The organism is Robertmurraya mangrovi (genome assembly GCF_034427655.1).
Taxonomy (GTDB): domain Bacteria; phylum Bacillota; class Bacilli; order Bacillales; family Cytobacillaceae; genus Robertmurraya_A; species Robertmurraya_A mangrovi.
Genome location: NZ_JAXOFX010000026.1, coordinates 1 through 25,975, shown reverse-complemented (window position 1 = coordinate 25,975; position 25,975 = coordinate 1). Strand labels below are relative to the sequence as shown.

Below are 25,975 nucleotides of genomic sequence, written 5' to 3'. Positions count from 1 at the left end.
AAAACATTAGTACGCTTTTGAGAAGGTCTTCTTTTTCATGATTAATTCTATGAGAAACTATTCGTCTTTTCCTTCGGTTGGTACCTTCAACATGTCTAGTGCAAACATGAATAATGGAATTCCTAATAACAACCCCCAAACACCCATTATGTGTTCAGAAATAATTAAAATAGCAAAAGTAAAGAAAATCGGAAGTTTCATTTTGAGAGAATACAACTTTGGATTTAAAAAATAGTTTTCCACTGCATGCACAACCATTACCATAACCAATACGTGGAGAACCTTAACAACACCGCCAATTTGGAAAGCAATAATGGATAAAGGAACAAGGGAAATAATGACCCCAGCGACGGGAATAAGCCCTAAAAAGAAGATCATTATCGTTAGACCTAACAACTGAGGAAATCCAATAATCCATAGCCCGATAAAAGATAATACAGCGTTAGCTGCTGCAATAATGATTTGTACCTGTACCACTTTACCAAAAGTGTTGAGGAAGTTTTGGCCAAATTCCTTGTAGTATTTATAGAGAAAATCTACCTTACTAAATTCAAACTTTTTTAAGAATAACAGTATTCTTTCTTTATCCAGAATGAAAAAGAAACTAAGAACCAATGCAATCAAAACTTGTAAAACAAAACTGCTTATACCCGCAATACTTGTTAAAACCTTATTGCCCAGTTCCCTTACATAGTGACCAATATCTAATCCCACCAAAGCCTCGTAAAGGGTAGGATGAATGTTTTCTTCATAGTCTGTAAGGCGGAAATCCGATATTTGCATAAATATATCTCCAATTTGTTTCACAATGATGGGAGCATATTTATATCCAATAAATCCTATAAGAGAAACAAATGTCCCGTAAACAAGGAGTAAGGCAAACTTCGGATAAATGTTTGTTCGATTTCCTAGGACCGAATAAATAGTGTGAAATAAATAGGTGAAGATAAATGTCAGTAAAATGAGATTAATGACATGCCTTAATAAGTATAGAGCTAAAATCAGTATGCCAATTGCCATTATTTTTTGAGCATACGATTGTTTTAACCAATTTTTCAATTTTCTCCCGCCTTTTAGTTAGCAGCTTGTTGTTTAGTAAAACTATCGATTATATAAAACTATCATTAAATTAATCCAAACTTTCGAAAAGGATGAGTCCCATTCTCCTTCCTTTTATTATACCTAATATAGCAGAATAATAGAAAGAACCACTGAACTTTTTAAATGTTAAATGGAATTATTATTTGAGAGTTTATTAATATACTTGCAACCGACATCCATATAAAGGAAGAATGCAAAAAGTGTCGAATATACTAATATTGCCTTTCTATATCGCTAACTACGAGGTGTCAAATGAATCTTAATATAAGAAAAGAAAAGAAATCAATAACCTATGAAGAAAAGCAAACATCTCCAATGAGTACATTTACTAGCTGTGTTGGTTTTATTACATTAATCATCGTAGGTATATGCTTACTCGCCTTCTTTTTTGTCGGCCCGATGGTTATAAAAGAATGGCTTTTTAGTACTGATGATGCGATTGCTTTTGCTACTGAGTTTAGCGTTTCGATATTAGTTATGATGTTTATCATCTTCTGGTTTTTTGCTTGCCTCTATTTTGTAAAAGGCGGAAAACGATTTTTATTATTGATGACCGTCCCATTTATGGCTTGGGTTTTGTTGTTTTTTAATTATTATTTAGTAACTCTTGATGGTGTAAAAGCAAGTCCTTATTTTCAGATTATTCCTAAATTCATAGAATGGAAAGAGATGGATGAGATAGCTTTTGTTCCTAGTTATCGTGTGGGTAGAAGGGATACTACATTTGAAATAAAGATTGCTTGTCTAATTGATGGGAAATCACATTGGATTGAAACAAGCGGTGACTTAAAGAAGCTGCAGAAATTGAAGGAAATGCTGGCAAGCCAAGGAGATGTGCCTGTTTTCATTTATCCTTTAGATAAAGGTGACATAAATAGGCTGTCTGAAATTAAAGATGATAATATAAATTACTTTAAAAATATGCTAAAGTTCTTGGAAGTAAAAGATATAAATAACTATAAAGAGGAACATATACTGGTGAACGAATCTTTTTATGAATAGCGTTATAAGGTTAATAGAATTAGAGAAATACTAAAGAATTAGATTACTTGATAATAATTGTGGCAATTTCAATATTAGGAAGAGAATAGGAGCAATCATTAAATGAGAAGATTACAGATGGGAATGTGGTATCAATTTAGCGAAAAGGATTGGGATTTATACCATCATGAGTTAATAAACGGCCTTGAAATTAGCCAATATGAAGATCGAGATGAATTAGAAAGAGTCGCATTGTTTTGTAGTAACAAGAACATACAATTCGGCATCCACACTCCTGTTTTTGGAAAAGACAAAACTATTCCAGAAGTAACCTCACTAGATGATGATGTATATTCAAAAGCAATAAAGAGTGTGGAAGAGCAGGTGGCCATTGCTTCCGAGTATGGAGCTGATTATCTATTGTTACACTATCCTTTTCCTCCTATATATTCACCAGTGGTTGATAGACGCTACTGGAATGGGCCTCCTCCACATGCATATTATTACTCTGAAAAGATTGGTGGACATAATTTCACTTATATTAGTGAGCGTTTATTTCAAGATATAGCAAATCTTCAAAATAAGCACAATCAGAGAATCGTTTTAGAGTATGACTTTTTTGGAGAGTACGAAGAGATTTTTAATCAAATGTTCAAAGAATATCCAGATATAGGTTTAGTTATAGACACTCAAAGAATGGAACATAATAAGAGAACTTTTCCTGATTTCAACCCCTATGCTTGGTTAGATCAAATATATAAGTATGTATATTTAGTACACTACAGCAACGTTCGCTTTGGGGAAGAAACCCAACGACATCTTCCAGTGTTGCCAAGCCATGAAGAGCTTGAAAATTACGGTAATTCTCTTAGTTATTTATCTTACATAGCTAAAAAGAATAATACATTTCATGTGACATTTGAACATAATCCAAAAGCTGTAAGTCGAGAAGAGTTAGTTGATTGTTATGAAGTTGCTCATAGTGTATTAAAATCAGTAAATGCCCCGGTTTAAATTTTCCGTTTTTTTTACTAAGCTTGCAAGAATTTATATTTACAATATTGAACCATTGATTACTTGACTCCTAGAGAAAATAGAGGAAGGTTCGGACCAGTAGACGAAAAGTCGTAGCAGGCTTGACTTCCTCCCTACGTAAGAATAAAATATCAATCCTAAATAAAAAGCCTGATATTTTAAGAGAATTTCTCCTATTTTATTTCTGCTGTCTTTATTAATTCTTTAACAAGCTGTTTATTTCTAGTCTTGAAAACTTCATTGTGTGAAGAAACCATTGCAAATTTTTCAGAGTTTGGTTGAATATACTGTTTTGCTTGATTGACTGCATTAGCTGCATCCTGAAAAGCACCTGCAATTAAATGGACTTTCCCCTCATATTTAACGATGTCACCAGCAGCGTATAGCCCTTCAACGGAAGTTCGACAGGTAGAGCTTCCTGAAATATAAAAATCATCTTCCATCTTTATGTTTAATACACTATTCTTCAGTAGACTTGTGTCTTGTTCATATCCATGATTAATAACGACTTCATCAATAGATAAATAAGTGACTTCACCTGTTTCGTGATTCGTAAGTTCTACCTGTTCAATCACTTCATGATTGTCACCAGCAATTAGTTTCGTAATACTAGTATGGAAGAGACATTTAGCTGAACTGTTCATTAACTGTGTAACTTGAGCTTCATGCCCTCCTAAGGTACCTTTTCTATAAGTTAAATAGACTTTTTTTGCAATGGGTTCTAGTTCGTTCGCCCAATCAATGGCCGTATTCCCACCACCTGAGATAATGACTGTCTTATCTACAAACTGTTTTAATGATTTTACAGTATAGTTTAGGTTAGATACTTCAAATCTTTCAGCACCCTCAATATTCAATTTTTGAGGATTCAGGATTCCGCTTCCTACAGCTACAATGACTGTTTTAGAAAAATGTTCTCGTCCAGAAGCTGATTTCAAGACGAAGTGACCTGCCTCATTTTTAGATATTGACTCAACTTTTTCATTTAACACGACTGTCGGGTTAAAAGTAAGCCCTTGTTGAACAATTTTTTCAATTAGTTTTGCTCCAGGTGTTGGAGTAATCCCACCTATGTCCCAAATCATTTTTTCAGGGTACACGTGCACTTTTCCACCTAATTGAGGCTGAAATTCAATTAGCTTTGTTTTCATTTCTCTTAAGCCACTATAAAAAGTGGAATATAAGCCCGCTGGTCCCCCTCCTATAACCGTTACATCATATAAGTCTACACTCATAATTGCACTCTCCCTTGCGCATAAAACGCAATTGATTATCATTATCAATAAGAATACTCTGCTTTAATAATTTTTTCAATAAATATTTTTAGGCTGTTTTCGTAATGATTCTTGTTTTTGTAAAAATCCAAGTGCCGATTTTTACCCTTTAATAATTAAAGTGTGCTACAAAGTTAGATGGTAAGGCTTTTTCTAAAACTTATAACCTCTAAAGCCCAAGATAGCATGTATATTTTATAGACAGATTTATATACGTGAGAAGCAACAAAGTTTTAGAAAAGAGCCATATTTTAAGAGGCACGCTTATAAAATGGATCGTGTTATCTGTCAATATCTAATAGTTTTACATTGGCCAGGTTCCTAGGTTACTAAAAAGGCACTGTATATTTCTTTAGTTGTTTACTGCTACTTACAGAAAAATAACTTATTGACAACCTCATCAAAATGGATATATATTAACGTTAATGATAATGAGAATTATTATCAAACAAACTTTTGATAAGGATGGTTACACACATGAAGGCAAAACAAAAAATATCATTAATCACAACACTTCTCATTGCTTTGCTGATAATTGCACTAGTTGGTTGCTCAAATCAGCAATCAAAGTCTGAAACAGCTTCGACCGAAACATCTAATACGGAAACAGCTGATTCACAAGAAGCAAAAACACAATATCCTATTAAAATTAAGCATGCTTTTGGCGAAACGATTATTGAAGAAAAACCTGAACGCATTGTTACTGTCTCATGGGCAAACCATGACGTTGTTCTAGCACTAGATGTTGTACCTGTAGGCTTCTCAGCTGCAAACTTTGGAGTTCAAGATGATAGCGGTATGTTACCTTGGACGGCGGAGAAATTAAAAGAACTTGGTGAAGAAAAACCGAATATTTTTCAAGATACTGATGGTTTAGATTTCGAAGCTATCTCAGATGCTAATCCAGATGTCATCCTTGCGGCATACTCAGGAATCACTCAAGAAGACTATGATACCTTAAGTCAAATTGCTCCAGTTGTAGCATATGAAACTGGCCCTTGGGTAACTTCATGGCGCGACCAAATTAAATTTAATTCCATAGGTATGGGAATGGAAGCAGAAGGTAAACAACTTATTGCTGATACAGAGAAATTAATTCAGGAAAAAGCAAATGAATTCTCTGAAATTAAAGACAAAAAAGCTGCTTTTGCTATGATTAATGCTGCAGATTTGTCTAAGTTTTATGTATACACTCCTGCAGATCCTCGTGGAGAGTTCCTTAGTGAGCTAGGTATGGAATACCCTGAAAGCCTGAAGACTCATATCGCAGATCCAAATAGTTTCTATATTGAATTAAGTGCTGAAAATGCAGATGCTCTTAAAGATGTCGAAGTATTAATCTCATATGGAGATGAGAATACATTAAAAGCACTTCAAGCTGATCCAATCCTTGGAAAAGTACCAGCAATTCAAAATGGATCTGTTGCTATTATTGGAAATAACACTCCACTTGCAGCAGCTGGGAATCCAAATCCTCTATCAATTGCCTATTCAATTGATGAGTATCTAAACTTAATTTCAGAAGCTGTTAGCAAGCTAAAATAATGAATAAAGTATCCGTTTTAGAAAATAAGCAGTTACTCATACCGAAGAATTTTATAGGAGTTCTTACACTCCTGCTTATCTTACTCGGTATTTGTGTATTGGCTTCTCTTGCCTTTGGTTCTCGTACCATTGGGTGGACTGACCTCATGAATGGGTTGTTCTCCCCCGATGTACAGTCTCACGAATCAAATGTTGTTCGCCAAAGAATTACTAGAACTTTATTTAGTCTTATGTGTGGTGCTGCATTGGGAGTGTCTGGTGCGCTTATGCAATCTGTTACACGCAATCCCATTGCAGACCCTAGTATATTAGGAGTAAACACAGGGGCAGCTCTATTTGTAGTCTGTGGAATTTCCTTTTTAAATATCAGTTCTGCTAGTCAATATATTTGGCTTGCATTAGCGGGAGCAATTTTAACTGCCATTTTTGTATTCGGAATTGGTTCTATGGGGAGTGGCGGTGCCACCCCCCTTAAACTCGTTTTAGCGGGTGCCGCTACTAGCGCAGCATTATCATCTCTAGTAGTCGCCATTATGATTCCCCGTTCTAACGTTATGGACCAATTTCGCTTTTGGCAGGTAGGTAGTGTTGGATCTGGAAACTGGAGCTCTATTTCTACTTTTCTTCCTTTTCTTATTGTCGGTATTCTTATTGCATTCTTAACTTCTCCAGCACTGAATGCATTAGCATTAGGTGATGAAGTGGCAACAGGTTTGGGAGTGCGTACGGGTACACTTAGACTGATTGCAGCCTTTGGCGGAGTTTTGTTGTGTGGTGCAGCGACAGCACTAGCTGGTCCTATTGGTTTTATAGGTTTGTTAGCTACACATATTATACGACTGATGATTGGCCCTGATTTACGTTATATTATTCCGATGTCGGCTCTTTCTGGTGCCATTATTTTAACATTATCAGATATTTGCGGTAGGCTTATTGGTAGCCCTGGTGAACTAGAAGTAGGTATCGTTACAGCCTTTATTGGTGCCCCTATTCTCATCTTACTAACTATGAAAGCGAAAATGCGTGCGCTATGATAAATGAATCTATGAATCTAATTATGGTAGGTAGAAAAAAGAGAAGTCGTCGTTATATATTCGTGAGCTCTTTGCTTGTGGTCATTGCCATAGCTCTTTGCTGTGCTATGCTTATGCTAGGAAACATGATTTATCCTGTACAGGATGTCCTACGTGTTCTGCTAGGAGAGGATGTAAAAGGTGCATCATTTGCAGTTGGGACAATCCGTATGCCGAGAATGATCGCAGGTGTTTTCGCTGGATTTGCATTCGGAGTGGCTGGTCATGTATTTCAGACCATGTTACGAAATCCTTTAGCAAATCCGAATGTCATTGGGATAACAGCCGGTTCAAGTGCAGCCGCTGTTTTTTGTATCATTGTTCTTCATGCAAGTAACACGGTTGTTTCCACTGCTTCCATTGTTGGTGGACTTGCTACAGTGTTATTAATTTTTCTATTGTCAAAGAGAACTTCTTTTTCCATTGGTAGATTAATATTAATTGGAATTGGAATTCAAGCCATGCTAGATGCTACTATTTCTTATTTATTACTGATTGGACAGCAACACGATCTCCCTACTGCAATGAGATGGTTAAGCGGAAGTCTAAACGGAGCTAAAATGGAGAATCTTTATCCTCTTATCATTACCGTTCTAATTCTTTCTCCTGTCATCATCTCATTCGGGAAACGATTAGACATGCTAGAACTTGGAGAGCAAGCAGCCACTTCACTAGGAGTCGACACAGATAAGACGAGACTTGTGCTCATCATCACTTCTGTACTGATCATTGCGCTAGCTACTGCTACAACAGGACCCATCGCCTTTGTCGCATTCCTTTCTGGACCTATCGCAAAAAGACTAGTGGGTGTTGGATTTTCAGGTATTATTCCAGCAGGACTTGTTGGAATCATATTAGTCTTAGCTTCAGATCTTATTGGACAATTCGCATTCGTTGCAAGATACCCTGTAGGTGTAATCACTGGTATCCTTGGTGCACCATATCTAATCTACTTGCTAATCCGGATGAACCGAAAGGGAGATTTATAATGAAAAAATCGCATACTATTCAAACCGAAGCTATTACTGCTGGTTATGATCATAGAACCATTCTGCATGATGTTAGTATTACTATTCCAAATAATAAAATAAGCATTATTATTGGTGCTAATGGATGCGGGAAATCTACCCTTCTAAAAACGATGGCTAGACTTATTAAACCTACTTCTGGGCAGGTTACGTTGGATGGAATACCCATTAATAAGATTCCACCAAAAAAGTTAGCCCGTGTGTTGGGGCTTTTGCCACAATCCCCTATTGTGCCTGAAGGAATATCGGTTGCAGATTTAGTTGGACGAGGAAGATATCCACATCAAACATTTTTAAAGGGTTGGTCAAAAAAGGATTACGAAGCTGTTGCCGAGGCTATGGATATGATGAACATAACAGAATTTGCTGACCGTAATATTGATGAGCTTTCAGGCGGTCAAAGACAGCGTGTATGGATTGCCATGGCTCTCGCGCAACAAACAGATATATTATTTCTTGATGAACCCACCACCTATTTAGATATCACCTATCAAGTAGAAATTCTCGATTTGCTAACAGACCTTAACCGTAAACACGGAACTACCATCGTCATGGTTCTCCATGATATTAACTTGTCCGCCCGATATGCGGACCATATTTTTGCTCTTCATAAAGGGAAGCTTGTTGCAGATGGTGAGCCCTCAAAGGTGATTACTAGCAAATTGATTGAAGAAATTTTTGGGCTTCATTGTACGGTAATAAACGATCCTGTTTCGGATTCTCCTTCTGTGATACCAATAGGACGTTATCACAATAAATTGAAGATGTACTCTTAAGTAGTAGACAACTGAAAACACTTGTTTGTTTAAAAAGAAAAGATAGCTATGGCTCTAGCTATCTTTTCTTTTCGGTATTTTTTACATTTATTCTTTTAAATCTTCAATTGAGTCAATATCCATGTATGCTGGTACGACTAATCCTAATTTCGTTCCAGTAAGGTTTGCACCTAAGTCTTCAAACTTTCCTTCGTATTCAGCATAGTAATCAGCGTGTGTTGTTGGCAACCATGCACCTACCATTGCATCACCACTACCGTCTGCTACACCAGCCCACATTGGCCCTGCATCAACTTGAATTAAATCTACTTCATATCCAATGCTTTCAAGTACATTTTGTACAACATGTGAGCTAGCGATTACATCATCCCATGCAACATAAAGCATCTTAAATTCTTCTCCGTTAACCTTGTTAACCCCTTCAGTCCAAGTATTAACTAGCTCTTCATTTTCGCTTACCCACATAGATGCTGCCTCAGCTGGCTCTTTTCCTTCTTGAATTAAATTCATCACTGTTTCTATATGTTCTGGCTCCCATTTGAATTGATCTAAAAGCTTAAATGCATCAGGATGATCTTCCTTTAAACCTTGACGAACAATCGTGTTAACATCCTCGGCTCCACCATAAATACCTTTTGGATCTTCTAAGTATTTTAAGTCATAGCTTGCAAACTTCCAATGTGGGCTCCAACCCGTTACAATGATCGGTTCCTCCTTGTCATATGCTTTTTTCAAAGCGGCCGCCATAGCAGCACCTGAACCCTCTACTACTTTCCAATCATCAAGTCCGTATTCAGGTAAAACCTCATCAATCGTTAATTTCATTAATCCTGCGCCTGGGTCAATGCCTACAATTTTGTAATCAACTTGTTTACCTACAGAATCAGATGAACCTCCTGTTTGCTCTCCACCACAAGCGGCTAAACTAAAAGTTAGTGCCAATGCTGTTGTTACCCCTACTAATTTTTTCAACATTAAAATGTTCCCCCTTCTCTTTTCTTACCAATATTTTGAGTGATGCGATCTAGTAAAATAGCAATAACAACTATTGCTAAACCAGCCTCAAACCCAACCCCTGTTTTAATTTGCGTAACGGCACGGTATACCTCTGTACCTAGTCCTGGAGCCCCAACCATAGATGCTATTACCACCATCGATAAAGCTAACATGATGCTTTGATTAATCCCTGCCATAATAGTTGGCATAGCAAGTGGCAGTTGTACCTTTAATAGTTTTTGCTTGGTTGTAGAGCCAAATGCTTCGGTTGCCTCAATTAAATCTGCTGGTACCTGTTTTATTCCAAGAATGGTTAAACGAATGGTTGGCGGCATCGCAAAAATAACAGATGCAATCACCCCTGGTACCACCCCAATACTAAAGAAAAAGATTGCCGGTAGTAAGTAAACAAAAGCTGGCATGGTTTGCATGAAATCAAGTATAGGTATAACTACTTGTCTTGCTCTTTCACTTTGTGATGCCCATATCCCAACTGGAATCCCAATTAATATGGAAATCAACACCGCCGTCAATACAAGAGCCAGCGTTTCTAACATTTCTTCCCAATATCCTAAATTATCAATTAGAAACAAACCTAGTAATGAAAATAAAGCAATTCTCCAATTACAAATCTTCCAAGCTAGTAAACTTACGAGAATAATGAATAGAAAAGAAGGTATAAAGCCAAATCCAGAAACAATTCCTTCAACAAAGAATTCAACGCCAGCAGATATACCATCAAACAATCCCTCGAAGGTTTTAGTCATCCAATCAACTAACACATCTATCCAACTGGCTAAAGGAAGCTTCGGTAAAATCCCATCCATTTACAACACCTCCTTAGCTGCTACTGCCTCAGGTTCAGCAACCTCATTTATATATTGCTCGTTACCCGTAAGAGCACCGATTACAGCTCCTTTAATTAAGATTCCTTTTAATCGTCTCTTTTCATCTGTAACTGCTACAGGGATGTTTGAAGTGGAAACTTTTTCAAATAAATCAATTAATAACGTTTCTGTTCCAACCACATTAATATCCTTATCTATGTAAAGCTCTAACGGATGATTTGATTCAGCTGCTTTTGAAGCATCTTTTGCAGTAATTGCACCAAGAAGATTTTGCTGTTTGTCCACAACATATATAGAAGAAATCCCCAAATCCTTCATTAATTTGAGTGCGACACGTGGACCCTTATCTATTTGAACCGTTTCAGCACGCTTCATAACATGCCCAGCAGTAAGTACCTTAGAAAGATCAACATCCTCTACGAATCTCTCAACATATTCATTTGAAGGATTCATCAATATTTCTTCAGGTGTACCTATTTGTACGATGTTTCCATCCCTCATAAGCGCAATTCGGTCACCAATTCGAAGGGCTTCGTCTAAATCATGGGTAATAAATACAATCGTTTTTTCCATGGTAGATTGTAATTCTAGCAACTCATCCTGCATGTCTTTTCGAATCAATGGATCCAATGCGCTAAATGCTTCATCCATTAAAAGTACATCAGGATCATTTGCCAGCGCTCTCGCTAATCCCACTCGTTGTTGCATTCCACCACTTAATTGACTTGGGTACTGATTTTCATACCCCTTTAAGCCTACTAATTCTAACGCTTCCAAAGCTTTCTTACTTCTTTCACTCTTTTCAACACCCTGAATTTCCAAACCGTACTCGGTGTTTTCAAGTACTGTTTTATGTGGAAATAAGGCAAATTTTTGGAAGACCATGCTAATTTTCTTCCTTCTTACTTCCCTTAATTCTTCCTTATTCATCTTCACTACATCTTTTCCATCAATTTGAACTTGACCAGATGTAGGCTCAATCAGTCGATTAAGTAATCTGACTAAGGTGGATTTACCACTCCCCGATAAACCCATAATGACGAAAATTTCGCCAGCTCTTACTTCAAAAGATGCTTGATTCACACCAACTGTTGAACCTGTTTCTTTTAATATTTGCTCTTTTGATTTCCCTTCCTTAATGAGCTGCAAAGCCTTTTTAGGAGACTTACCAAATATTTTGGTAACATCATTGACTTTAATCTTTATAAAGTTTTCTTCCATTCTTTCACCTCTTTTAATTTGTCACTTCTGACCTTTTAATTATAGACTTATTATTTATTTCGGTTCAAACCGCATATTCAGTCTTATTCGTTTGTATAATACGTACAGAATTTACTGTACAAAATATACAGAAGATTTCCTTAATAATCCTCCCAATTACTCCTTATTCCTTCATATGAAGGTACTTTACATTTCTTTAATGAATATGTAGTCTAGAATCTGAACAGTGATAACAACTTTTATTGGATGTGATATGAATGAAAGAAAATGAAATATTAGAAAGAACTAGAACGATGGTTATAGATGCAATTGCTCAAAATATGAACCTTTATGGAATCACTCCTTCTGCTGGACGTCTATATGGTCTCCTTTTTTTTTCAGATAAACCGCTTACACTTGATGAAATGAAAGAAGAACTCGGAATGAGTAAAACAAGTATGAGCACCTCAGTAAGAAGCTTACTTGATTTGAATATGGTGGAAAAGGTCTGGGTAAAGGGTGAAAGGAAGGATTTATATACAATAAAAGAAGACTGGTATCAGTGTTTTTTTGATTTCTTTACGATAAAATGGCGTACAGCTATTACGATGAATAGCAGTGCAATGGAAAAATCCATGGCCAATTTAAAGGAACTTATTGCAGATCCAAACATTCCTGAAGATATCCGCGAGCATGCTCTTATGGATATTAAGAAACTAGAAGAAAGAATTGATTATTACGATTGGCAAAACAGGCTCATCGATAGCTTCGAGACGAAGGAAATTCTAAACTTTATTCCAATTAAGGATAAGAAGGAATAAAAGCAAAAAAGAGAGGATCACCCTCTCTTTTTTATGCATTTTAAAACTTTTAGAAACAAATTAATACGGTATTCTTTAGATATACCTTGCGGGAACTTATATTGCATTCCAATCTTAAAAATCTATCTATGTTAGTTCGAGTTTAAACGCTTTTACAATTATTCCATCGTTTGCAGGTTCAAAGTCGTATTCTGGACAACGTACAAATCCTAAACTCTCATATAATACTATGGCACTACTCATAAATTCTCCCGTGTGTAATCCAATAGCTGTTTGATTTTTTTGTTTTGTTCTTTGAATACACTCATTGACTAGAGCCTTTCCAACCCCTTTTCCACGTGCTTCTGGGTCTACGGCGAGTAAACGAATTTCGGCGTGATTTAACTCATCCAAAAATCCTTCATAAGCATCACTATTTGGTGGAACTAGTGCTACACTTCCAAGTATAATTCCACCCTCCTCTGCAACAATCAGCTCCACCCCTGCTTGGATATCTGCATCAGATGATATTGCTTTCTGCAATGCTTTAAAATGATCTTCCGGTACCAATTTCTCATGATCATTATATGCACGTATACGTTGTTTCCGGATAAAGAGTATTTCTTCTTTTACTGCATTTCGTATTTTCATAGAACCACCTCCTATTTGGTATAAAGGAATTTTTCTTCTTTTCCGCTTACACTCTCTCTGTTATGATGAGTTTCCCAATTAGATTCATCTGGCCCCTTAGGTAAAATAGATAGTTCTGCTTTTTCGGGGTTAATAGTAATAGATAAATGATAATGTTTCTTTATGGCATCAAAATCAGTTGTATCCCTGAAACCAGGAGTTTGGTATAAGTCCCGAACATATCCCCAAAGATTTGGAAATTCTCGAATTAGAGTGCGGTTTGTATTAAATGCTGTGTAATAAGCTGCATCGAAACGTACTAATGTTGTAAATAATCGAACATCAGAGTCAGTTATATAATCTCCAAATAAGAAACGTCGTGTAGAAAGGTGTTCTTCTAGCTGGTCCAATCTTGTAAAAAGTGTATCATAGGCTGACTCATAAGCTTCCTGCGAGTGGGCGAATCCACATTTATAAACACCATTGTTAACTTCATGAAATATGACTTCATTCATCTTATCAATATCTTGTTGTAAGTGTTCGGGATACAAATTCGGCGCATCCTCTTTATGAAGTGGCCCCCATACCGTTTCAAAATAATTCGTAAGCCTGAAATAGTCGTTATTTACTGCTTTTCTAGTCGCTATGTCTACCATTACAGGTACAGTTGGTCTCGCAGCATATTCGGAATCGGCTGCGAGATACAATTCGCTTACATACTGTACCCCAAGTATTGGGTCAACATTTCCGGCATCTAATGCAAATTCCCAATCAACTCTTCCTACTCTTGGACGTAGTGGGCTTACCTTTCCTAAACTTATCGCATTATCAAGTCCAAGGATATTCAGAACAATTACTGTACGATGTGCCCATGGACATGCTGCACACCATATAAGTCGATACTTCCCAGCTTCTATCGGAAGCTCCTCCGGGGATTTACCAAAAGGAGTTGTAAAATGATTGGTTTGCCTTATAAAATTACCATCTTTAGAAATTTCTTTTGGTTTATTTCCCATAAAAACCACCTTTTTATAAATTCTAAGTAAATCCATTGGATTAATTTAAATATAAATTAGTTAATATTATTAGTCAAAAAATTCAGGCATTTAAGAGGGAGGTAGTGTTAAAATTGGGCACAAGAAAAAGAGAGGTAAAAGCCCTCTCCTTTTTATGCATACATTTTATTCTCTTCTTTTCTAAAAAAGCTTCTCATCGCATGGAATACATCAGCTTTTTGCTTGAGGATATAATATCTGAAGTCTTCATGTTTGATGTTTTTATACGCGGACATGAGGGTCGAGTGGCGGTTATACTGATTCACTTCTCCATATCCAAAAATATTGGATACTTTCATTAATTCTTCAACGAGTTTTACACATCGGGCATTATCAGATGTTAAATTATCTCCATCTGAAAAATGGAAAGGATAAATATTAAACCTACTTGGATCATATTTTTGGTCAATGAGTTCTAAAGCTTTTCGATAGGCGGATGAACATATCGTACCACCGCTCTCACCTTTTGAGAAGAAGTCCTCTTCTGACACCACTTTCGCTTCTGTGTGATGGGCAATAAATTCAATTTCAACCGTTTCATATTTCGTTCTTAAGAATCTAGTCATCCAGAAGAAAAAGCTTCGAGCCATATATTTTTCCCAGATTCCCATGGATCCACTTGTATCCATCATGGCAAGTACAACCGCTTTTGAGTCTGGCTTTACAATTTCGTTCCACGTCTTAAACTTTAAATCTTCCTTATAAATTGGATGAAAGCTTGCCTTTCCGGACATTGCATTTCGCTTAAAAGCGGTCATCATGGTTCTCTTCTTATCAATATTACCCATTAAGCCTGTTTTCCGAATATCATTAAATTCAATATCTTCTACTACATTTTCATCTCGCTCTTTACGTTTTAAATTTGGTAGTTCTAATTCCTTAAATAAGGCTTCTTCAATTTCCATTAAGGATACCTCTGCTTCAAAGTAGTCCTCACCTGCTTGGTCTCCGGCTCCTTGACCTTTTCCTGGTCCTTTTTGACCGCTAGAACCATCCCTAGCAACAACATCTCCAACTTGGCTTTCTCCATCCCCTTGGCCAACATGTTTGTTTTTATCATAGTTATACCTAATTTTGTATTCATCCAGTGAACGAATCGGAATCTTTACCACTTCTCGACCGTTTGATAATATAATATTTTCTTCCGTGATTAAGTCAGGTAAATTATTTCGAATCGCTTCCTGAACTTTCTCTTGATGGCGCTGCTGGTCATCGTGGCCTTTGCGGTGGAGGGACCAATCTTCTCTCGAAATCACAAACTGATGGTTATTGACATCTGTCATTTTTAACCCCTCCTTAAAATTTTTTTGCACACTTTAAACTTTTGTTACATACAATATCCCGAGTGTTTAAAACACAACTGAATCGTTGATTACTCTATCCTATGCAGAAAATCAAAATAATTTACAAATAATTTTGACAATTAGACAGAAGCCTATAAATGGACAAGCCTGTTTTAAATAAGGCTTATTATAATCTTTCGTCATTCCAGAAGTTCATCATAAAATGGGAATTTGGATTGTAAGGTGCACACTCATAGCCTTGACCATGCAAGTAGTCAATGATATCAGGCAGCACGGCAGCTGTCCCTTTATTAACATGCATTAGTATGACTAATGGTTCCTTACTTCCTTTTAAAGCTTTTACCCCATTTTTTACATTTTGAAAAATCATTTGTGGATTTGAACTTTGATATTTCCAATCAAATGTGTCTAAATTCCAATCCCACATTTGAAACCCCTTCGTTACTAATCCATCTCTTAGTGAGTCCTTCATAAACGGTTTACTTCCATAAGGTACTCTAGTTAATGTAGAGTCAACACCCGTAATTTCAAGTAAAGTTTTACGTGTTTTTTCCATCTCTTTAGCTACATTTAAAGGATCTCCTAAATAAAGTTTGTCTTTATCATGCGTTACACTATGAAGGGCCGGATAATGTCCCTCATTTACTAATCTTATAACCTCATTGCTATACTTCTTCATTAATGGTTCTAACATAAAAAATGTACCTTTGGCTTGCTTTTCCTTCAATGTATCTAGGATAGGAACAATATGCTCATTAGGTCCATCGTCAAAGGTTAAATAGACGACAGGTTTCTGTTCTTCTACCTTTACTTTCTCTTTCCTTTCAGGTTTACTCACTTCTTTTTCAATCTGTATGTAATCTCTTTCCTCAATAACTTTTTTATCATTATTGTTTTTTTCTTGGGTCATGAATGTTGCTTTATATCCGAAGTAATCTGAAACAAATTGCAAAGGGAGATATATGTTTTCATCTTTGTATAAAAGTTTATTTGATAGTGTTCTTCCATCAGAAGTCTCTACTCTTTCTTCCTCCGTTGAAAATAACAACCAGTTTGAATCAATTTGTAATTTTACACTCTTTGTTTTTTGCGAAATCACTAATTCTGCATCTATAGCATCAACAAATGACCAGATTGGTATATAAGAAATATGGTCATCAACCAATTCTAAATCTTTATGGAATGAAAGCGCTTGTTTATCGTTGTTGTTATTGTTTTCTACTGCTAACGCTTCGCCATCCTTAATGATTATAAGTAGTGTAAATACAGCAAGTATAAACCAAACTAATTTTTTCAACCTACTCTCTCCTCTCAAGACTTCTACTACTATGACTATTAAAAGTGAAAGGAGAATATGATAGTTAATAGATTAAAAATTTTTTACAATACGAGAGTAATATCGTCAATCGGTTCTAGGAGCCTAGTAAAAAAAATAACCTCCACCATGTGGTGAAGGTTATTTTTGATCCTGAGCGGGATCTGGTTTTTTCTTATCTTCTAATAACTCTCTATTTGTACGTAGGTTCTCCATTTGTTTACCGAGGTCTTTCATCTCTTCGATGTTAACTGCCATTGAACTATTTTGGGGAGTATGATTCTTATCTAACTCTGCTTTTTTCATTTCTATCACCTCAATAATGTATTACCCTAGGAGAGTGACACATAAACATGTCCACTTTGGTTGAAAAATTTATAGACTAAATGGAAATTCTCTACTGGTACCTTAAAAATCTTCATAGAAGAGTGCCAGGTTTAGGTTATTTTTGCGAAAATACTAATATTTTTGCGATAACAGAAATAATCTTGCGAAAAATAAATTATTTTTGCGATAACAGAAATAATTTTGCGAAAAAACATATATTTTTGCGAACACACCTAATTACTTTTACAAAAAAGACTGACAGCTAAGCTGCCAGCCCATCTTGAGATTATCGATTTAATAAACTTCCAACATAGCGTAATAGCTCATTTGCAGAAGTTGAGTTGTATCCGTGCTCATCAATCAACCTTGCAACTACTTCATTAACTTTCTTCAACTGTTGTTCATCTGGGGTCTTCGTAGATGTAGTAATCTTCACTACATCTTTTAAATCTGCAAATAATTTCTTCTGAATGGCTTCACGTAGACGATCATGTGAATTGTAATCGAATCTCTTCCCTTTTCTAGCATAAGCAGAAATTCGAATCAAAATTTCTTCACGGAATGCTTTTTTCGCATTTTCTGAAATACCAATTTGTTCTTCGATCGAACGCATCAGTTTTTCATCCGGATTGATTTCCTCACCTGTTAATACATCTCGAAGTTTTGCTTTATTACAGAAAGCCTCAACATTATCTAGATAGTTATCCATTAATGTTTTCGCAGACTCCTCGTAAGAATATACAAATGCTTTTTGAACTTCTTTTTTCGCAAGATCATCGTATTCCTTACGAGCAAGAGAAATATAGTTTAAATAACGCTCGCGCAGCTCTGCTGTGATTGATGGATGTTGATCTAGCCCTTCTTTTAAAGACCTCAACACATCTAGTGCATTAATCGTGGACATTTCCTTGCGAATGATAGTTGAAGAAATTCGGTTTATTACGTAACGAGGATCAATTCCACTCATTCCCTCATCAGCATATTCTTTCTTCAATTCTTCCACATCAGCAGAAGTATACCCCTCTACACTTTCCCCATCATACAAGCGCATTTTCTTAATTAAGTCAATGTCCCCCTTTTTCGGCTCTTTTAGTCTTGTGAGGATCGTAAACATCGCTGCTACTTTTAACGTATGTGGAGCAATATGAACATCATAAACATCACTTTCACTAATCATTTTTTGATAGATTTTCTCTTCTTCACTTACCTTTAAGTTATATGGAATCGGCATAACAATGATACGTGAATGTAATGCTTCATTCTTTTTATTTGAAATAAAAGAACGATATTCCGTTTCGTTTGTATGAGCAACGATTAGCTCATCTGCCGAGATTAATGCAAATCTACCCGCTTTAAAGTTTCCTTCTTGTGTTAGTGATAATAAATGCCATAAGAATTTTTCATCACATTTTAACATTTCCTGGAATTCCATCATTCCACGATTTGCTTTATTTAATTCTCCGTCAAAACGATAAGCACGTGGATCTGATTCAGAACCATACTCTGCAATGGTGGAGAAATCAATACTACCTGTTAAGTCAGCAATATCTTGTGACTTCGGATCAGATGGACTAAATGTTCCAATCCCAGTCCTTTTATCTTCAGACAGGAAGATTCTTTCGATAACTACATCTTCAATTCGTCCATGATATTCTTTTTCAAGACGCATCGTATTTAGAGGAGATAAATTACCTTCGATTCGAATGCCATATTCATCGAAGAAGTCTTTTCTTAAATGGTGAGGAATTAAGTGCAATGGATCTTCATGCATCGGGCAACCTTTTATTGCATAAATAGCACCTTTATCACTATGTGAATATGCTTCTAACCCACGCTTTAACATCGTAACTAATGTCGATTTACCACCACTTACAGGCCCCATTAACAGAAGAATTCTTTTTCTAACATCCAGCCTTTTAGCTGCTGGGTGAAAATATTCTTCCACTAATCTTTCTAACGCTTCATCTAGTCCATAGAGTTGGTTACTAAAAAATTCGTATCTCTTCTTTCCACCGTCTCTTTCAACACCCGCATCTTTAATCATATTATAAATTCGTGAATGTGCTGATTGTGCAACCTCTGGTCTTTCCTTAATAATATCCAAATACTCGCGAAAAGTACCTTCCCATTTTAACTTCTCTTCCTCATATCTGTGCATCTCAATCTTTTTTAAAATATCCATAAGGACCTCCCCTGTAGCTTTGTCAGAGACGATTAATATAATCTATGCGCTTGGGCAAGTGAACATGCAGAAACAAAGGTTGCCCGGTTTGTCCTTTTTTTCAAACTTCTTAAAAAGCAAACTTTATTACTACATAGAAATAATGACTTTGCTTTCAGGGAAGAGACTCTCATAATAAATTGGAATTAATTAAAAATATTATTGTAAAAAATTATCCACACTTTTCATTCACACATTTAAATTAATAGGCTATAATAAGTTTATATGCATTAAAACTGGGACTACTTTATTAAAAGGGAGGCTACATATAGATGGGTACACTTTTAATTGTTGGTGTTATGGTTGCATTCTTAGCTGCTATCTTTACTGCAGGTTACAACGATAAGCCAGGTATGAATAAATAATTAAATGATAAAAAAGCTGCTGATACACTCAGCAGCTTTTTTGTATATTTAGGATGTTAACTTAAATGTAAGAAATCCTGTTGTCTTAATGCCTCATATATTAGTATAGCGGCAGTATTAGAAAGATTTAGAGATCGAACATTTTCAGTCATAGGAATTCTTAGAGCACGATCTATATTTTTTTCTCTAACCTCAACTGGAAGCCCCGTTGTCTCTTTTCCAAAAATAAAAAAATAATCTTTATTTTTGTCACTATAGTCAAAAGTTGAATAAGTTTTTTGTCCAAACTTTGTTAGATAGAAGAATTCCCCACCTGCATTTTTTTCATAAAACTCATCTAAGGAATCATAGTAACTAATGTTCACATGTTCCCAATAATCTAATCCTGCTCTTTTTAACATTTTATCATCTGTAGAAAATCCAAGTGGTCTAATTAAGTGCAAGCTAGTATCCGTTCCAGCGCAAGTACGAGCGATATTCCCTGTATTTGACGGAATCTCTGGTTGATATAAAACTACATGTACTGCCATGTTTTCACCTCAAAAAACTAATATCTCTGGCTATTATACCACTATTAACTCTATATTACTGAATCTATGTCACTCCCTCCAGTTCTACGTAGATCCCTTCACCCCTGTTGTTGAGTCTAAAATGTGAAAGAATTTGTATTTAATGTTAGGAGTATAAGCTGTTGAGTCTTCATATGCCCAATACCTCATTCGACTATTGGTAGTATGTGCATTAACTAGTGGCATTCCGTCAGCGTCCTTCGCAGTTACAATGGTAGTATGATCAAACCGTCCATCCCCTTGAAAATCATAGCAAATAATATCACCTAATTTGAGCTCCTTTGGGCTACTTACTTCCTTCCCTTTAAGACCTTGTTTAGAGTTTGGTAAAAACCATCTTAGAGAGTGTGCCACCGTCCACGTATAAGCCCAATTATCACGTCTCATCCACCAACCACTACTTCTATTCGGATACCCAATCATGGGAGCTCCACCCGCATGAATACACTGTGAAATATAATTGGTACAGTCAACCTCAAATTTTCTAAAAGCAGGGTTATAGCTATTCCACCATTGCTCTGCATATCTGACTGCTTTTAAACGATCATACATATATGAGGTTCTCTCACTCGTATCTTCTATAAATTCCTCTTCAGTTGCTTCATTTGTTCCATCTAATTCATATACATTAATTTCTTCATCATCAACCAATACACCTTTGTAAAACTCTGCTATTCTTTCTTCAACTTCTTCCTCTATATAAATATTTCCTTTATGGTTTATTAAGTATTGAAAATGAACATGATAAAAAACCTTCTCAACATCTGAGTCATTTAGTTTATTCTTGATTTTTCCTAATGCTTTAGCTTTTACAATTTCTCCACTTCTATTTGATAAGCATTCCTTTTTCTTTTCCATTTTCAAGCAAACAGGATTTTGATCTCTATTTAAGGCCACACACTGCTGTACCCTTTTTTCTAGATGTTCTTGTAATTGTTTCCTCACTTCAGAGTCACTCCTTTCCATTCATACATATGAAAGGGAACTCAAGAATAAATCAAAAAAGAGAGCTTTTTAGCTCTCTTTTTTCATAAAAAAGTTTAAACCTTTATTTATTTCTTCAATCACATCTTCATCCAACTCGTTTATTTGAGCTTTTTGTAAAGCATTCATGGCTTCCTCTCCACCAATCTTTCCAAGAGCCCATGCCGCTGTTCCCCTTATCACTGGTCTAGTGTCATTTTTCATAACGGTGATCAAATCTCCTACGGCTGTTTCATCTTTGAAATGTGCAAGCGCAAGTATCGCGTTCCTCTGGATAGGTTTCTTTCCTCTCCAAGAGCCCGAAACATGTCCGTACTTTTCTTTAAACTCCCGATTACTGATATGAAGAAGCGGTTTTAGTAATGGTTTTGCGATTTCAGGGTTAGGCTCCATTTCTTCATGGATATGAAAGTCCTTCCCTTTATTTTCTGGGCAGACCGTTTGGCACGTATCACAACCATATAATCGGTTCCCTATTTTCTCTCTAAATTGATCAGGAAGAAACCCTTTTGTTTGTGTTAAAAAAGCAATGCATCGATTAGAATCTAATTGTCCTCCCTGAACTAAAGCTCCTGTAGGACAAGCATCTACACACTTATTACAGTCTCCACATTGGTTCTCGATGGGCTTGTCTGAATGAAATGGAATATTTGTTATCATCTCACCTAAATATACATATGAACCAAACTCAGGTGTGATAATCGCACAGTTCTTTCCACACCATCCAATCCCTGCTCTTTCAGCAACAGCCCGATCAACTAACTCTCCTGTATCCACCATTGATTTAAATTTTGCCTCAGGAACTTTGCTAAGAATATAATTCTCTAACTTTTTTAAGCGGTCTCTTAATACAACATGATAGTCTGTTCCCCAAGAAGCTCTACAAAAAATTCCTCTTCTCTCTCCTTTTTTACTTTCCACCCTTATTTTCATTTTAGATGGGTAGGCAAGAGCTATGGAAATAATAGAGCGCGGCTCGTCCATTAATAAGGCTGGGTTAACTCTCTTCTCAATATCAGGCTCTTCAAAACCCGATTGATAATCAAGTTCTCGTTGCTGCAATAGCCTATTTTTCATTTCATCAAAAGTGGATGCTGTAGTGAAACCAATCTTATCAATCCCAATTGTTTTACTGTAAGCAATAATATCCTTTTTGAGCTCTTTTACATTCATATTAGTTCCCCCCTTTACCGTTTGGTTATATATAAAGTCAATCTATTAAATTTAGAAAACACTGCTTAATATGATAAACTATTTTCAAGACTTTTTGGAGGTGGAATGCTTGGAAATTCAGTTATCTACACAATTATGTTCACTTATACCTGATTTTAAAATAGGTACTATTCAATATAAACATATTGATGTTGGACCTTCCCCACAAATGTTAAAAGGAAGACTTCAACTGTTTCAGGAATCTTTATTTTTCGAACTGGAAGATAAAAGTGTAACCGATTTAGACGGTATAAAGGAATGGAGAACTATTTTTAAAACGATTGGTAAAGATCCAAACCGTTACCGTCATTCAGCTGAAGCCCTATATAGAAGAGTTAAGAAACAAAACTATTTGCAATCGGTAAATAGCGCTATAGATTTGAACAACTTTTTTTCATTAGAATATGAAATCCCACTGGGAATATATGACCTTGAAAAAATGGATGGAAATGTGGAAATAAAGATTGGTGAAGAACTTGAGGAGTACACAGGTTTAAACGGCAGACAAAACTCATTACATAACCTTATCGTTTCTTCTGATAAGAACGGAGCATTTGGAAGTCCTTTTGTCGACTCTGTAAGAACAGCTGTAACAGAAAGCACTAAAAACGCTATACATGTCGTATATTTAAGACCCTCTATGAACAAAGAAAGTGCCAGTAAGATGGTGGAATCTTTAATGAATATGTTTATTCAAATTCATGGTGGGGAAGCACATTATGAAATCAGGGGATGTTAATAAAAACATCTCTTTTCTTTCTTTATTTCTCTCAATAACACATAGGTCTAATATAGAAGCGCTTTTTTCACCTTTAATAAGTTCATTTGTTGTTAGTTTAAGCTTGTTACAAGCCTAGTTACAAACCTAGTTCCAGATAAGATCATGAAAAAAGCATAAATAAAAAACGCAATACCTCGTTCTTTCTGAAACGAAACACTGCGTTAATACCTATGTATGGAGCGGGTGATGGGAATCGAACCCACGACATCAGCTTGGAAGGCTGAGGTTTTACCATTAAACTACACCCGCAAAATAAAAATTGAATACCGGTGGTCGGGGTCGAACCGACACTCTCGAAAGAACACGATTTTGAGTCGTGCGCGTCTGCCAATTCCGCCACACCGGCTAATTAAGCTATTTTGTTTTATAATGGTGCCGAGGACCGGAATCGAACCGGTACGGTAGTCACCTACCGCAGGATTTTAAGTCCTGTGCGTCTGCCAGTTCCGCCACCCCGGCTAATCTAGCTTAATTCAAAATTATGGAGGCGGCAACCGGATTCGAACCGGTGGTAAAGGTTTTGCAGACCTCTGCCTTACCACTTGGCTATGCCGCCATAATCGTTGGAGCGGAAGACGGGATTCGAACCCGCGACCCCCACCTTGGCAAGGTGGTGTTCTACCACTGAACTACTTCCGCATAAATGGCTGGGCTAGCTGGATTCGAACCAACGCATGTCGCAGTCAAAGTGCGATGCCTTACCGCTTGGCTATAGCCCATTTATATGGGGCGACTGATGGGAATCGAACCCACGAATGTCGGAACCACAATCCGATGCGTTAACCACTTCGCCACAATCGCCATAATATTAAATTGGCAGGGGTAGTAGGAATCGAACCCACACCAAAGGTTTTGGAGACCTTCGTTCTACCTTTAAACTATACCCCTATAATGGTGGAGGGGGACGGATTCGAACCGCCGAACCCTAAGGAGCGGATTTACAGTCCGCCGCGTTTAGCCACTTCGCTACCCCTCCGGATAATTTATTATATTCATTCATGCTAGTAACATGACATATTTATAAATTAACAATGCCGGCGATAGGAGTCGAACCCACGACCTACTGATTACAAGTCAGTTGCTCTACCAACTGAGCTACACCGGCATAATATTATTTTAATTTGATAGTGTATATTTACAAAGTTAGTTATCGTCATCCTGACCTCAGAAAGTTAAATCTAGAAGCTTATCGGTCAGTATGCTGATGATAAATCGAGAAGCATATTCGTACGTGCTCTACCAACTGAGCTACACCGGCATAATAAAATCCCAGTATACATACTACACTGAGCAAACAATTAAAATGGTGGCTCAGGACGGAATCGAACCGCCGACACAAGGATTTTCAGTCCTTTGCTCTACCAACTGAGCTACTGAGCCATAAGTGGCGGTCCCGACGGGAATCGAACCCGCGATCTCCTGCGTGACAGGCAAGCATGTTAACCGCTACACCACGGGACCACTTAAAGATGGATTATTGCGGGGACAGGATTTGAACCTGCGACCTTCGGGTTATGAGCCCGACGAGCTACCAGACTGCTCCACCCCGCGATAATAATATAATGTTTCATAGGTTATAAGGAAGATTCTTTTTACTTCACTACGTTTCGTAAAAAAATTAAGGAAAACTCTTTTTGCTTCACTACGTTTCGCAAAAAAGTTTTGGTGGAGGATGACGGGATCGAACCGCCGACCCCCTGCTTGTAAGGCAGGTGCTCTCCCAGCTGAGCTAATCCTCCGAATATGGTTGTTTCTTTTACTACAGTATGTTCCGTAAAAGATTAAAGGAAGTTTCTTTTTACTCCACTACGTTCCGTAAAAAAAACTTGGTGACCCATACGGGATTCGAACCCGTGTTACCGCCGTGAAAGGGCGGTGTCTTAACCGCTTGACCAATGGGCCATATTATAAAACATAATGGCGGAGAGCAAGGGATTTGAACCCTTGAGACAGGTTTTGCCCGCCTACACGATTTCCAATCGTGCTCCTTCGGCCACTCGGACAGCTCTCCTAATGGCTCCGCAGGTAGGACTCGAACCTACGACCGTTCGGTTAACAGCCGAATGCTCTACCACTGAGCTACTGCGGAATAATATGGTAAGTTTCCTCAACCTTGTCTAGCTAAGCCGAATGTCCTCATCTCAGCAAGCTTATCCAAGTAGCGGCTCGATGAGTACAACTCGTAGCATAATCTAGGAGATATGCTCGTTGCTCTACCACTGAGCTACTGCGGAATAGTAATAAAAATTACAGCCTGGCGTTGTCCTACTCTCACAAGGGGACAGCCCCTAACTACCATCGGCGCTGAGAAGCTTAACTTCCGTGTTCGGTATGGGAACGGGTGTGACCTTCTCGCCATCAACACCAGACTATTAAAGACATATTTTATTATATCTTTATTTTAAAATTTTTCAAGAGGAAATTTTTGTTCCCTCAAAACTAGATAATGATTGAAGAAGAAGAATTCGAGTAATCACCAATAATGTGGTTAAGTCCTCGATCGATTAGTATCAGTCAGCTCCACATGTCACCATGCTTCCACCTCTGACCTATCT

At 36.9% G+C, this 25,975-nt stretch carries 22 protein-coding genes, 17 tRNA genes and 1 rRNA gene; 8 read left to right on the top strand and 32 right to left on the bottom strand.

The features are described from left to right. Nucleotides 1-57 precede the first annotated feature (57 nt). On the bottom strand, nucleotides 58-1,059 hold the full coding sequence (locus tag SM124_RS22560; RefSeq protein ID WP_322448752.1) for an AI-2E family transporter: 1,002 nt from the start codon (nucleotides 1,057-1,059) through the stop codon (nucleotides 58-60). A gap of 294 nt (nucleotides 1,060-1,353) precedes the next feature. Between SM124_RS22560 and SM124_RS22555 the strand changes: the two genes are divergently transcribed. Both SM124_RS22555 and SM124_RS22550 read left to right on the top strand, forming a co-directional pair. Beyond that, the gene (locus tag SM124_RS22555) at nucleotides 1,354-2,103 is read left to right on the top strand and encodes a hypothetical protein (RefSeq protein ID WP_322448751.1); all 750 of its coding nucleotides are present in this window, start codon (nucleotides 1,354-1,356) and stop codon (nucleotides 2,101-2,103) included. Between the two features lie 102 nt (nucleotides 2,104-2,205). After that, entirely contained in the window at nucleotides 2,206-3,096 is an 891-nt protein-coding gene (locus SM124_RS22550; protein WP_322448750.1) for an apurinic/apyrimidinic endonuclease family protein, read from the top strand. 194 nt (nucleotides 3,097-3,290) lie between these two features. On the opposite strand, the gene SM124_RS22545 is transcribed toward SM124_RS22550, so the two are convergent. Beyond that, nucleotides 3,291-4,352 carry an NAD(P)/FAD-dependent oxidoreductase gene (locus SM124_RS22545; RefSeq protein ID WP_407691440.1) on the bottom strand — a complete coding sequence of 354 codons (1,062 nt, stop codon included), beginning with the start codon at nucleotides 4,350-4,352 and terminating at the stop codon, nucleotides 3,291-3,293. 516 nt (nucleotides 4,353-4,868) lie between these two features. Here SM124_RS22545 and SM124_RS22540 point away from each other — a divergent pair. From SM124_RS22540 to SM124_RS22525, 4 genes are read left to right on the top strand one after another with little or no spacing between them, the layout of a single operon-like run. After that, complete coding sequence (locus SM124_RS22540; protein WP_322448749.1) at nucleotides 4,869-5,936, top strand: iron-siderophore ABC transporter substrate-binding protein; 1,068 nt, start codon at nucleotides 4,869-4,871, stop codon at nucleotides 5,934-5,936. Then, nucleotides 5,936-6,970, top strand: a complete 1,035-nt coding sequence (locus SM124_RS22535) for a FecCD family ABC transporter permease (RefSeq protein ID WP_322448748.1) — start codon at nucleotides 5,936-5,938, stop codon at nucleotides 6,968-6,970. The genes SM124_RS22540 and SM124_RS22535 overlap by 1 nt, the downstream gene beginning before the upstream one ends. Then, complete coding sequence (locus SM124_RS22530; RefSeq protein WP_322448747.1) at nucleotides 6,967-7,998, top strand: FecCD family ABC transporter permease; 1,032 nt, start codon at nucleotides 6,967-6,969, stop codon at nucleotides 7,996-7,998. Before SM124_RS22535 ends, SM124_RS22530 begins: the two co-directional genes overlap by 4 nt. After that, a complete protein-coding gene (locus SM124_RS22525; RefSeq protein WP_322448746.1) occupies nucleotides 7,998-8,813 on the top strand; it encodes an ABC transporter ATP-binding protein in 816 nt (271 codons plus the stop codon). The genes SM124_RS22530 and SM124_RS22525 overlap by 1 nt, the downstream gene beginning before the upstream one ends. Before the next feature lie 87 nt (nucleotides 8,814-8,900). Here the strand turns inward: SM124_RS22525 and SM124_RS22520 are convergent, their stop codons facing one another. Genes SM124_RS22520 through proV form a run of 3 tightly spaced genes read right to left on the bottom strand, consistent with a single transcriptional unit; the run spans nucleotide 8,901 to nucleotide 11,878 of the window. Continuing rightward, nucleotides 8,901-9,788, bottom strand: coding sequence for a glycine betaine ABC transporter substrate-binding protein (locus SM124_RS22520; protein WP_322448745.1), 888 nt, complete (start codon nucleotides 9,786-9,788; stop codon nucleotides 8,901-8,903). Further along, entirely contained in the window at nucleotides 9,788-10,636 is an 849-nt protein-coding gene (locus SM124_RS22515) for an ABC transporter permease (protein ID WP_322448744.1), read from the bottom strand. Before SM124_RS22515 ends, SM124_RS22520 begins: the two co-directional genes overlap by 1 nt. Next, nucleotides 10,637-11,878, bottom strand: a complete 1,242-nt coding sequence (proV, locus tag SM124_RS22510; protein WP_322448743.1) for a glycine betaine/L-proline ABC transporter ATP-binding protein ProV — start codon at nucleotides 11,876-11,878, stop codon at nucleotides 10,637-10,639. A gap of 257 nt (nucleotides 11,879-12,135) precedes the next feature. Between proV and SM124_RS22505 the strand changes: the two genes are divergently transcribed. Then, nucleotides 12,136-12,678, top strand: coding sequence for a GbsR/MarR family transcriptional regulator (locus SM124_RS22505; RefSeq protein ID WP_322448742.1), 543 nt, complete (start codon nucleotides 12,136-12,138; stop codon nucleotides 12,676-12,678). 126 nt (nucleotides 12,679-12,804) lie between these two features. Here the strand turns inward: SM124_RS22505 and SM124_RS22500 are convergent, their stop codons facing one another. The 9 genes from SM124_RS22500 to queG form a co-directional block, all read right to left on the bottom strand. Continuing rightward, complete coding sequence (locus SM124_RS22500) at nucleotides 12,805-13,308, bottom strand: GNAT family N-acetyltransferase (RefSeq protein WP_322448741.1); 504 nt, start codon at nucleotides 13,306-13,308, stop codon at nucleotides 12,805-12,807. An 11-nt stretch (nucleotides 13,309-13,319) separates the two neighbouring features. Next, the gene (locus SM124_RS22495; protein WP_322448740.1) at nucleotides 13,320-14,303 is read right to left on the bottom strand and encodes a glutathione S-transferase family protein; all 984 of its coding nucleotides are present in this window, start codon (nucleotides 14,301-14,303) and stop codon (nucleotides 13,320-13,322) included. A 152-nt stretch (nucleotides 14,304-14,455) separates the two neighbouring features. Then, complete coding sequence (gene yhbH / locus SM124_RS22490; RefSeq protein ID WP_322448739.1) at nucleotides 14,456-15,625, bottom strand: sporulation protein YhbH; 1,170 nt, start codon at nucleotides 15,623-15,625, stop codon at nucleotides 14,456-14,458. Nucleotides 15,626-15,812: 187 nt separating this feature from the next. After that, the gene (locus tag SM124_RS22485) at nucleotides 15,813-16,943 is read right to left on the bottom strand and encodes a polysaccharide deacetylase family protein (protein ID WP_322448738.1); all 1,131 of its coding nucleotides are present in this window, start codon (nucleotides 16,941-16,943) and stop codon (nucleotides 15,813-15,815) included. Between the two features lie 159 nt (nucleotides 16,944-17,102). After that, complete coding sequence (locus SM124_RS22480) at nucleotides 17,103-17,267, bottom strand: hypothetical protein (protein ID WP_322448737.1); 165 nt, start codon at nucleotides 17,265-17,267, stop codon at nucleotides 17,103-17,105. 307 nt (nucleotides 17,268-17,574) lie between these two features. After that, the gene (locus SM124_RS22475; protein WP_322448736.1) at nucleotides 17,575-19,470 is read right to left on the bottom strand and encodes a PrkA family serine protein kinase; all 1,896 of its coding nucleotides are present in this window, start codon (nucleotides 19,468-19,470) and stop codon (nucleotides 17,575-17,577) included. Between the two features lie 460 nt (nucleotides 19,471-19,930). After that, nucleotides 19,931-20,404, bottom strand: coding sequence for a tRNA (uridine(34)/cytosine(34)/5-carboxymethylaminomethyluridine(34)-2'-O)-methyltransferase TrmL (gene trmL, locus SM124_RS22470; protein ID WP_322448735.1), 474 nt, complete (start codon nucleotides 20,402-20,404; stop codon nucleotides 19,931-19,933). An 84-nt stretch (nucleotides 20,405-20,488) separates the two neighbouring features. Next, nucleotides 20,489-21,388: an amidase domain-containing protein gene (locus SM124_RS22465; protein ID WP_322448734.1), complete on the bottom strand. Its 900-nt coding sequence runs from the start codon at nucleotides 21,386-21,388 to the stop codon at nucleotides 20,489-20,491. 69 nt (nucleotides 21,389-21,457) lie between these two features. Beyond that, on the bottom strand, nucleotides 21,458-22,600 hold the full coding sequence (gene queG / locus SM124_RS22460; protein WP_322448733.1) for a tRNA epoxyqueuosine(34) reductase QueG: 1,143 nt from the start codon (nucleotides 22,598-22,600) through the stop codon (nucleotides 21,458-21,460). A gap of 109 nt (nucleotides 22,601-22,709) precedes the next feature. Between queG and SM124_RS22455 the strand changes: the two genes are divergently transcribed. Then, nucleotides 22,710-23,378, top strand: coding sequence for a B3/B4 domain-containing protein (locus tag SM124_RS22455; protein WP_322448732.1), 669 nt, complete (start codon nucleotides 22,710-22,712; stop codon nucleotides 23,376-23,378). Between the two features lie 217 nt (nucleotides 23,379-23,595). Here the strand turns inward: SM124_RS22455 and SM124_RS22450 are convergent. From SM124_RS22450 to rrf, 18 genes are all read right to left on the bottom strand, one after another. Next, nucleotides 23,596-23,669, bottom strand: a tRNA-Gly gene (locus tag SM124_RS22450). 15 nt (nucleotides 23,670-23,684) lie between these two features. Then, nucleotides 23,685-23,766, bottom strand: a tRNA-Leu gene (locus tag SM124_RS22445). 24 nt (nucleotides 23,767-23,790) lie between these two features. Continuing rightward, nucleotides 23,791-23,879, bottom strand: a tRNA-Leu gene (locus SM124_RS22440). Between the two features lie 23 nt (nucleotides 23,880-23,902). Continuing rightward, nucleotides 23,903-23,976: transfer RNA gene (locus tag SM124_RS22435), tRNA-Cys, on the bottom strand. A gap of 8 nt (nucleotides 23,977-23,984) precedes the next feature. Continuing rightward, nucleotides 23,985-24,059: transfer RNA gene (locus SM124_RS22430), tRNA-Gly, on the bottom strand. A gap of 5 nt (nucleotides 24,060-24,064) precedes the next feature. Continuing rightward, nucleotides 24,065-24,139 (bottom strand) — tRNA-Gln (locus tag SM124_RS22425). Nucleotides 24,140-24,145: 6 nt separating this feature from the next. Continuing rightward, a tRNA-His gene (locus SM124_RS22420) sits at nucleotides 24,146-24,221 on the bottom strand. Nucleotides 24,222-24,234: 13 nt separating this feature from the next. After that, nucleotides 24,235-24,308: transfer RNA gene (locus tag SM124_RS22415), tRNA-Trp, on the bottom strand. 4 nt (nucleotides 24,309-24,312) lie between these two features. Continuing rightward, a tRNA-Tyr gene (locus SM124_RS22410) sits at nucleotides 24,313-24,396 on the bottom strand. A gap of 56 nt (nucleotides 24,397-24,452) precedes the next feature. Beyond that, nucleotides 24,453-24,525 (bottom strand) — tRNA-Thr (locus tag SM124_RS22405). 199 nt (nucleotides 24,526-24,724) lie between these two features. Beyond that, nucleotides 24,725-24,800, bottom strand: a tRNA-Phe gene (locus SM124_RS22400). A 5-nt stretch (nucleotides 24,801-24,805) separates the two neighbouring features. Beyond that, a tRNA-Asp gene (locus SM124_RS22395) sits at nucleotides 24,806-24,881 on the bottom strand. A gap of 16 nt (nucleotides 24,882-24,897) precedes the next feature. Then, nucleotides 24,898-24,971, bottom strand: a tRNA-Met gene (locus SM124_RS22390). A gap of 112 nt (nucleotides 24,972-25,083) precedes the next feature. Then, nucleotides 25,084-25,159, bottom strand: a tRNA-Val gene (locus tag SM124_RS22385). An 88-nt stretch (nucleotides 25,160-25,247) separates the two neighbouring features. Continuing rightward, nucleotides 25,248-25,322: transfer RNA gene (locus SM124_RS22380), tRNA-Glu, on the bottom strand. 16 nt (nucleotides 25,323-25,338) lie between these two features. Then, nucleotides 25,339-25,431: transfer RNA gene (locus tag SM124_RS22375), tRNA-Ser, on the bottom strand. A 3-nt stretch (nucleotides 25,432-25,434) separates the two neighbouring features. Beyond that, nucleotides 25,435-25,509, bottom strand: a tRNA-Asn gene (locus tag SM124_RS22370). A gap of 163 nt (nucleotides 25,510-25,672) precedes the next feature. Continuing rightward, nucleotides 25,673-25,789, bottom strand: a 5S ribosomal RNA gene (gene rrf, locus SM124_RS22365). Nucleotides 25,790-25,975 lie beyond the last annotated feature (186 nt).

Excerpts from the sequence above, each read along its gene's own strand:
- SM124_RS22555 (WP_322448751.1), top strand. The coding sequence starts at position 1,354 with ATGAATCTTAATATAAGAAAAGAAAAGAAATCAATAACCTATGAAGAA.
- SM124_RS22550 (WP_322448750.1), top strand. The coding sequence starts at position 2,206 with ATGAGAAGATTACAGATGGGAATGTGGTATCAATTTAGCGAAAAGGAT.
- SM124_RS22545 (WP_407691440.1), bottom strand. The coding sequence starts at position 4,352 with ATGAGTGTAGACTTATATGATGTAACGGTTATAGGAGGGGGACCAGCG.
- SM124_RS22540 (WP_322448749.1), top strand. The coding sequence starts at position 4,869 with ATGAAGGCAAAACAAAAAATATCATTAATCACAACACTTCTCATTGCT.
- SM124_RS22535 (WP_322448748.1), top strand. The coding sequence starts at position 5,936 with ATGAATAAAGTATCCGTTTTAGAAAATAAGCAGTTACTCATACCGAAG.
- SM124_RS22530 (WP_322448747.1), top strand. The coding sequence starts at position 6,967 with ATGATAAATGAATCTATGAATCTAATTATGGTAGGTAGAAAAAAGAGA.
- SM124_RS22525 (WP_322448746.1), top strand. The coding sequence starts at position 7,998 with ATGAAAAAATCGCATACTATTCAAACCGAAGCTATTACTGCTGGTTAT.
- SM124_RS22520 (WP_322448745.1), bottom strand. The coding sequence starts at position 9,788 with ATGTTGAAAAAATTAGTAGGGGTAACAACAGCATTGGCACTAACTTTT.
- SM124_RS22515 (WP_322448744.1), bottom strand. The coding sequence starts at position 10,636 with ATGGATGGGATTTTACCGAAGCTTCCTTTAGCCAGTTGGATAGATGTG.
- proV (WP_322448743.1), bottom strand. The coding sequence starts at position 11,878 with ATGGAAGAAAACTTTATAAAGATTAAAGTCAATGATGTTACCAAAATA.
- SM124_RS22505 (WP_322448742.1), top strand. The coding sequence starts at position 12,136 with ATGAAAGAAAATGAAATATTAGAAAGAACTAGAACGATGGTTATAGAT.
- SM124_RS22500 (WP_322448741.1), bottom strand. The coding sequence starts at position 13,308 with ATGAAAATACGAAATGCAGTAAAAGAAGAAATACTCTTTATCCGGAAA.
- SM124_RS22495 (WP_322448740.1), bottom strand. The coding sequence starts at position 14,303 with ATGGGAAATAAACCAAAAGAAATTTCTAAAGATGGTAATTTTATAAGG.
- yhbH (WP_322448739.1), bottom strand. The coding sequence starts at position 15,625 with ATGACAGATGTCAATAACCATCAGTTTGTGATTTCGAGAGAAGATTGG.
- SM124_RS22480 (WP_322448737.1), bottom strand. The coding sequence starts at position 17,267 with ATGAAAAAAGCAGAGTTAGATAAGAATCATACTCCCCAAAATAGTTCA.
- SM124_RS22475 (WP_322448736.1), bottom strand. The coding sequence starts at position 19,470 with ATGGATATTTTAAAAAAGATTGAGATGCACAGATATGAGGAAGAGAAG.
- trmL (WP_322448735.1), bottom strand. The coding sequence starts at position 20,404 with ATGGCAGTACATGTAGTTTTATATCAACCAGAGATTCCGTCAAATACA.
- queG (WP_322448733.1), bottom strand. The coding sequence starts at position 22,600 with ATGAATGTAAAAGAGCTCAAAAAGGATATTATTGCTTACAGTAAAACA.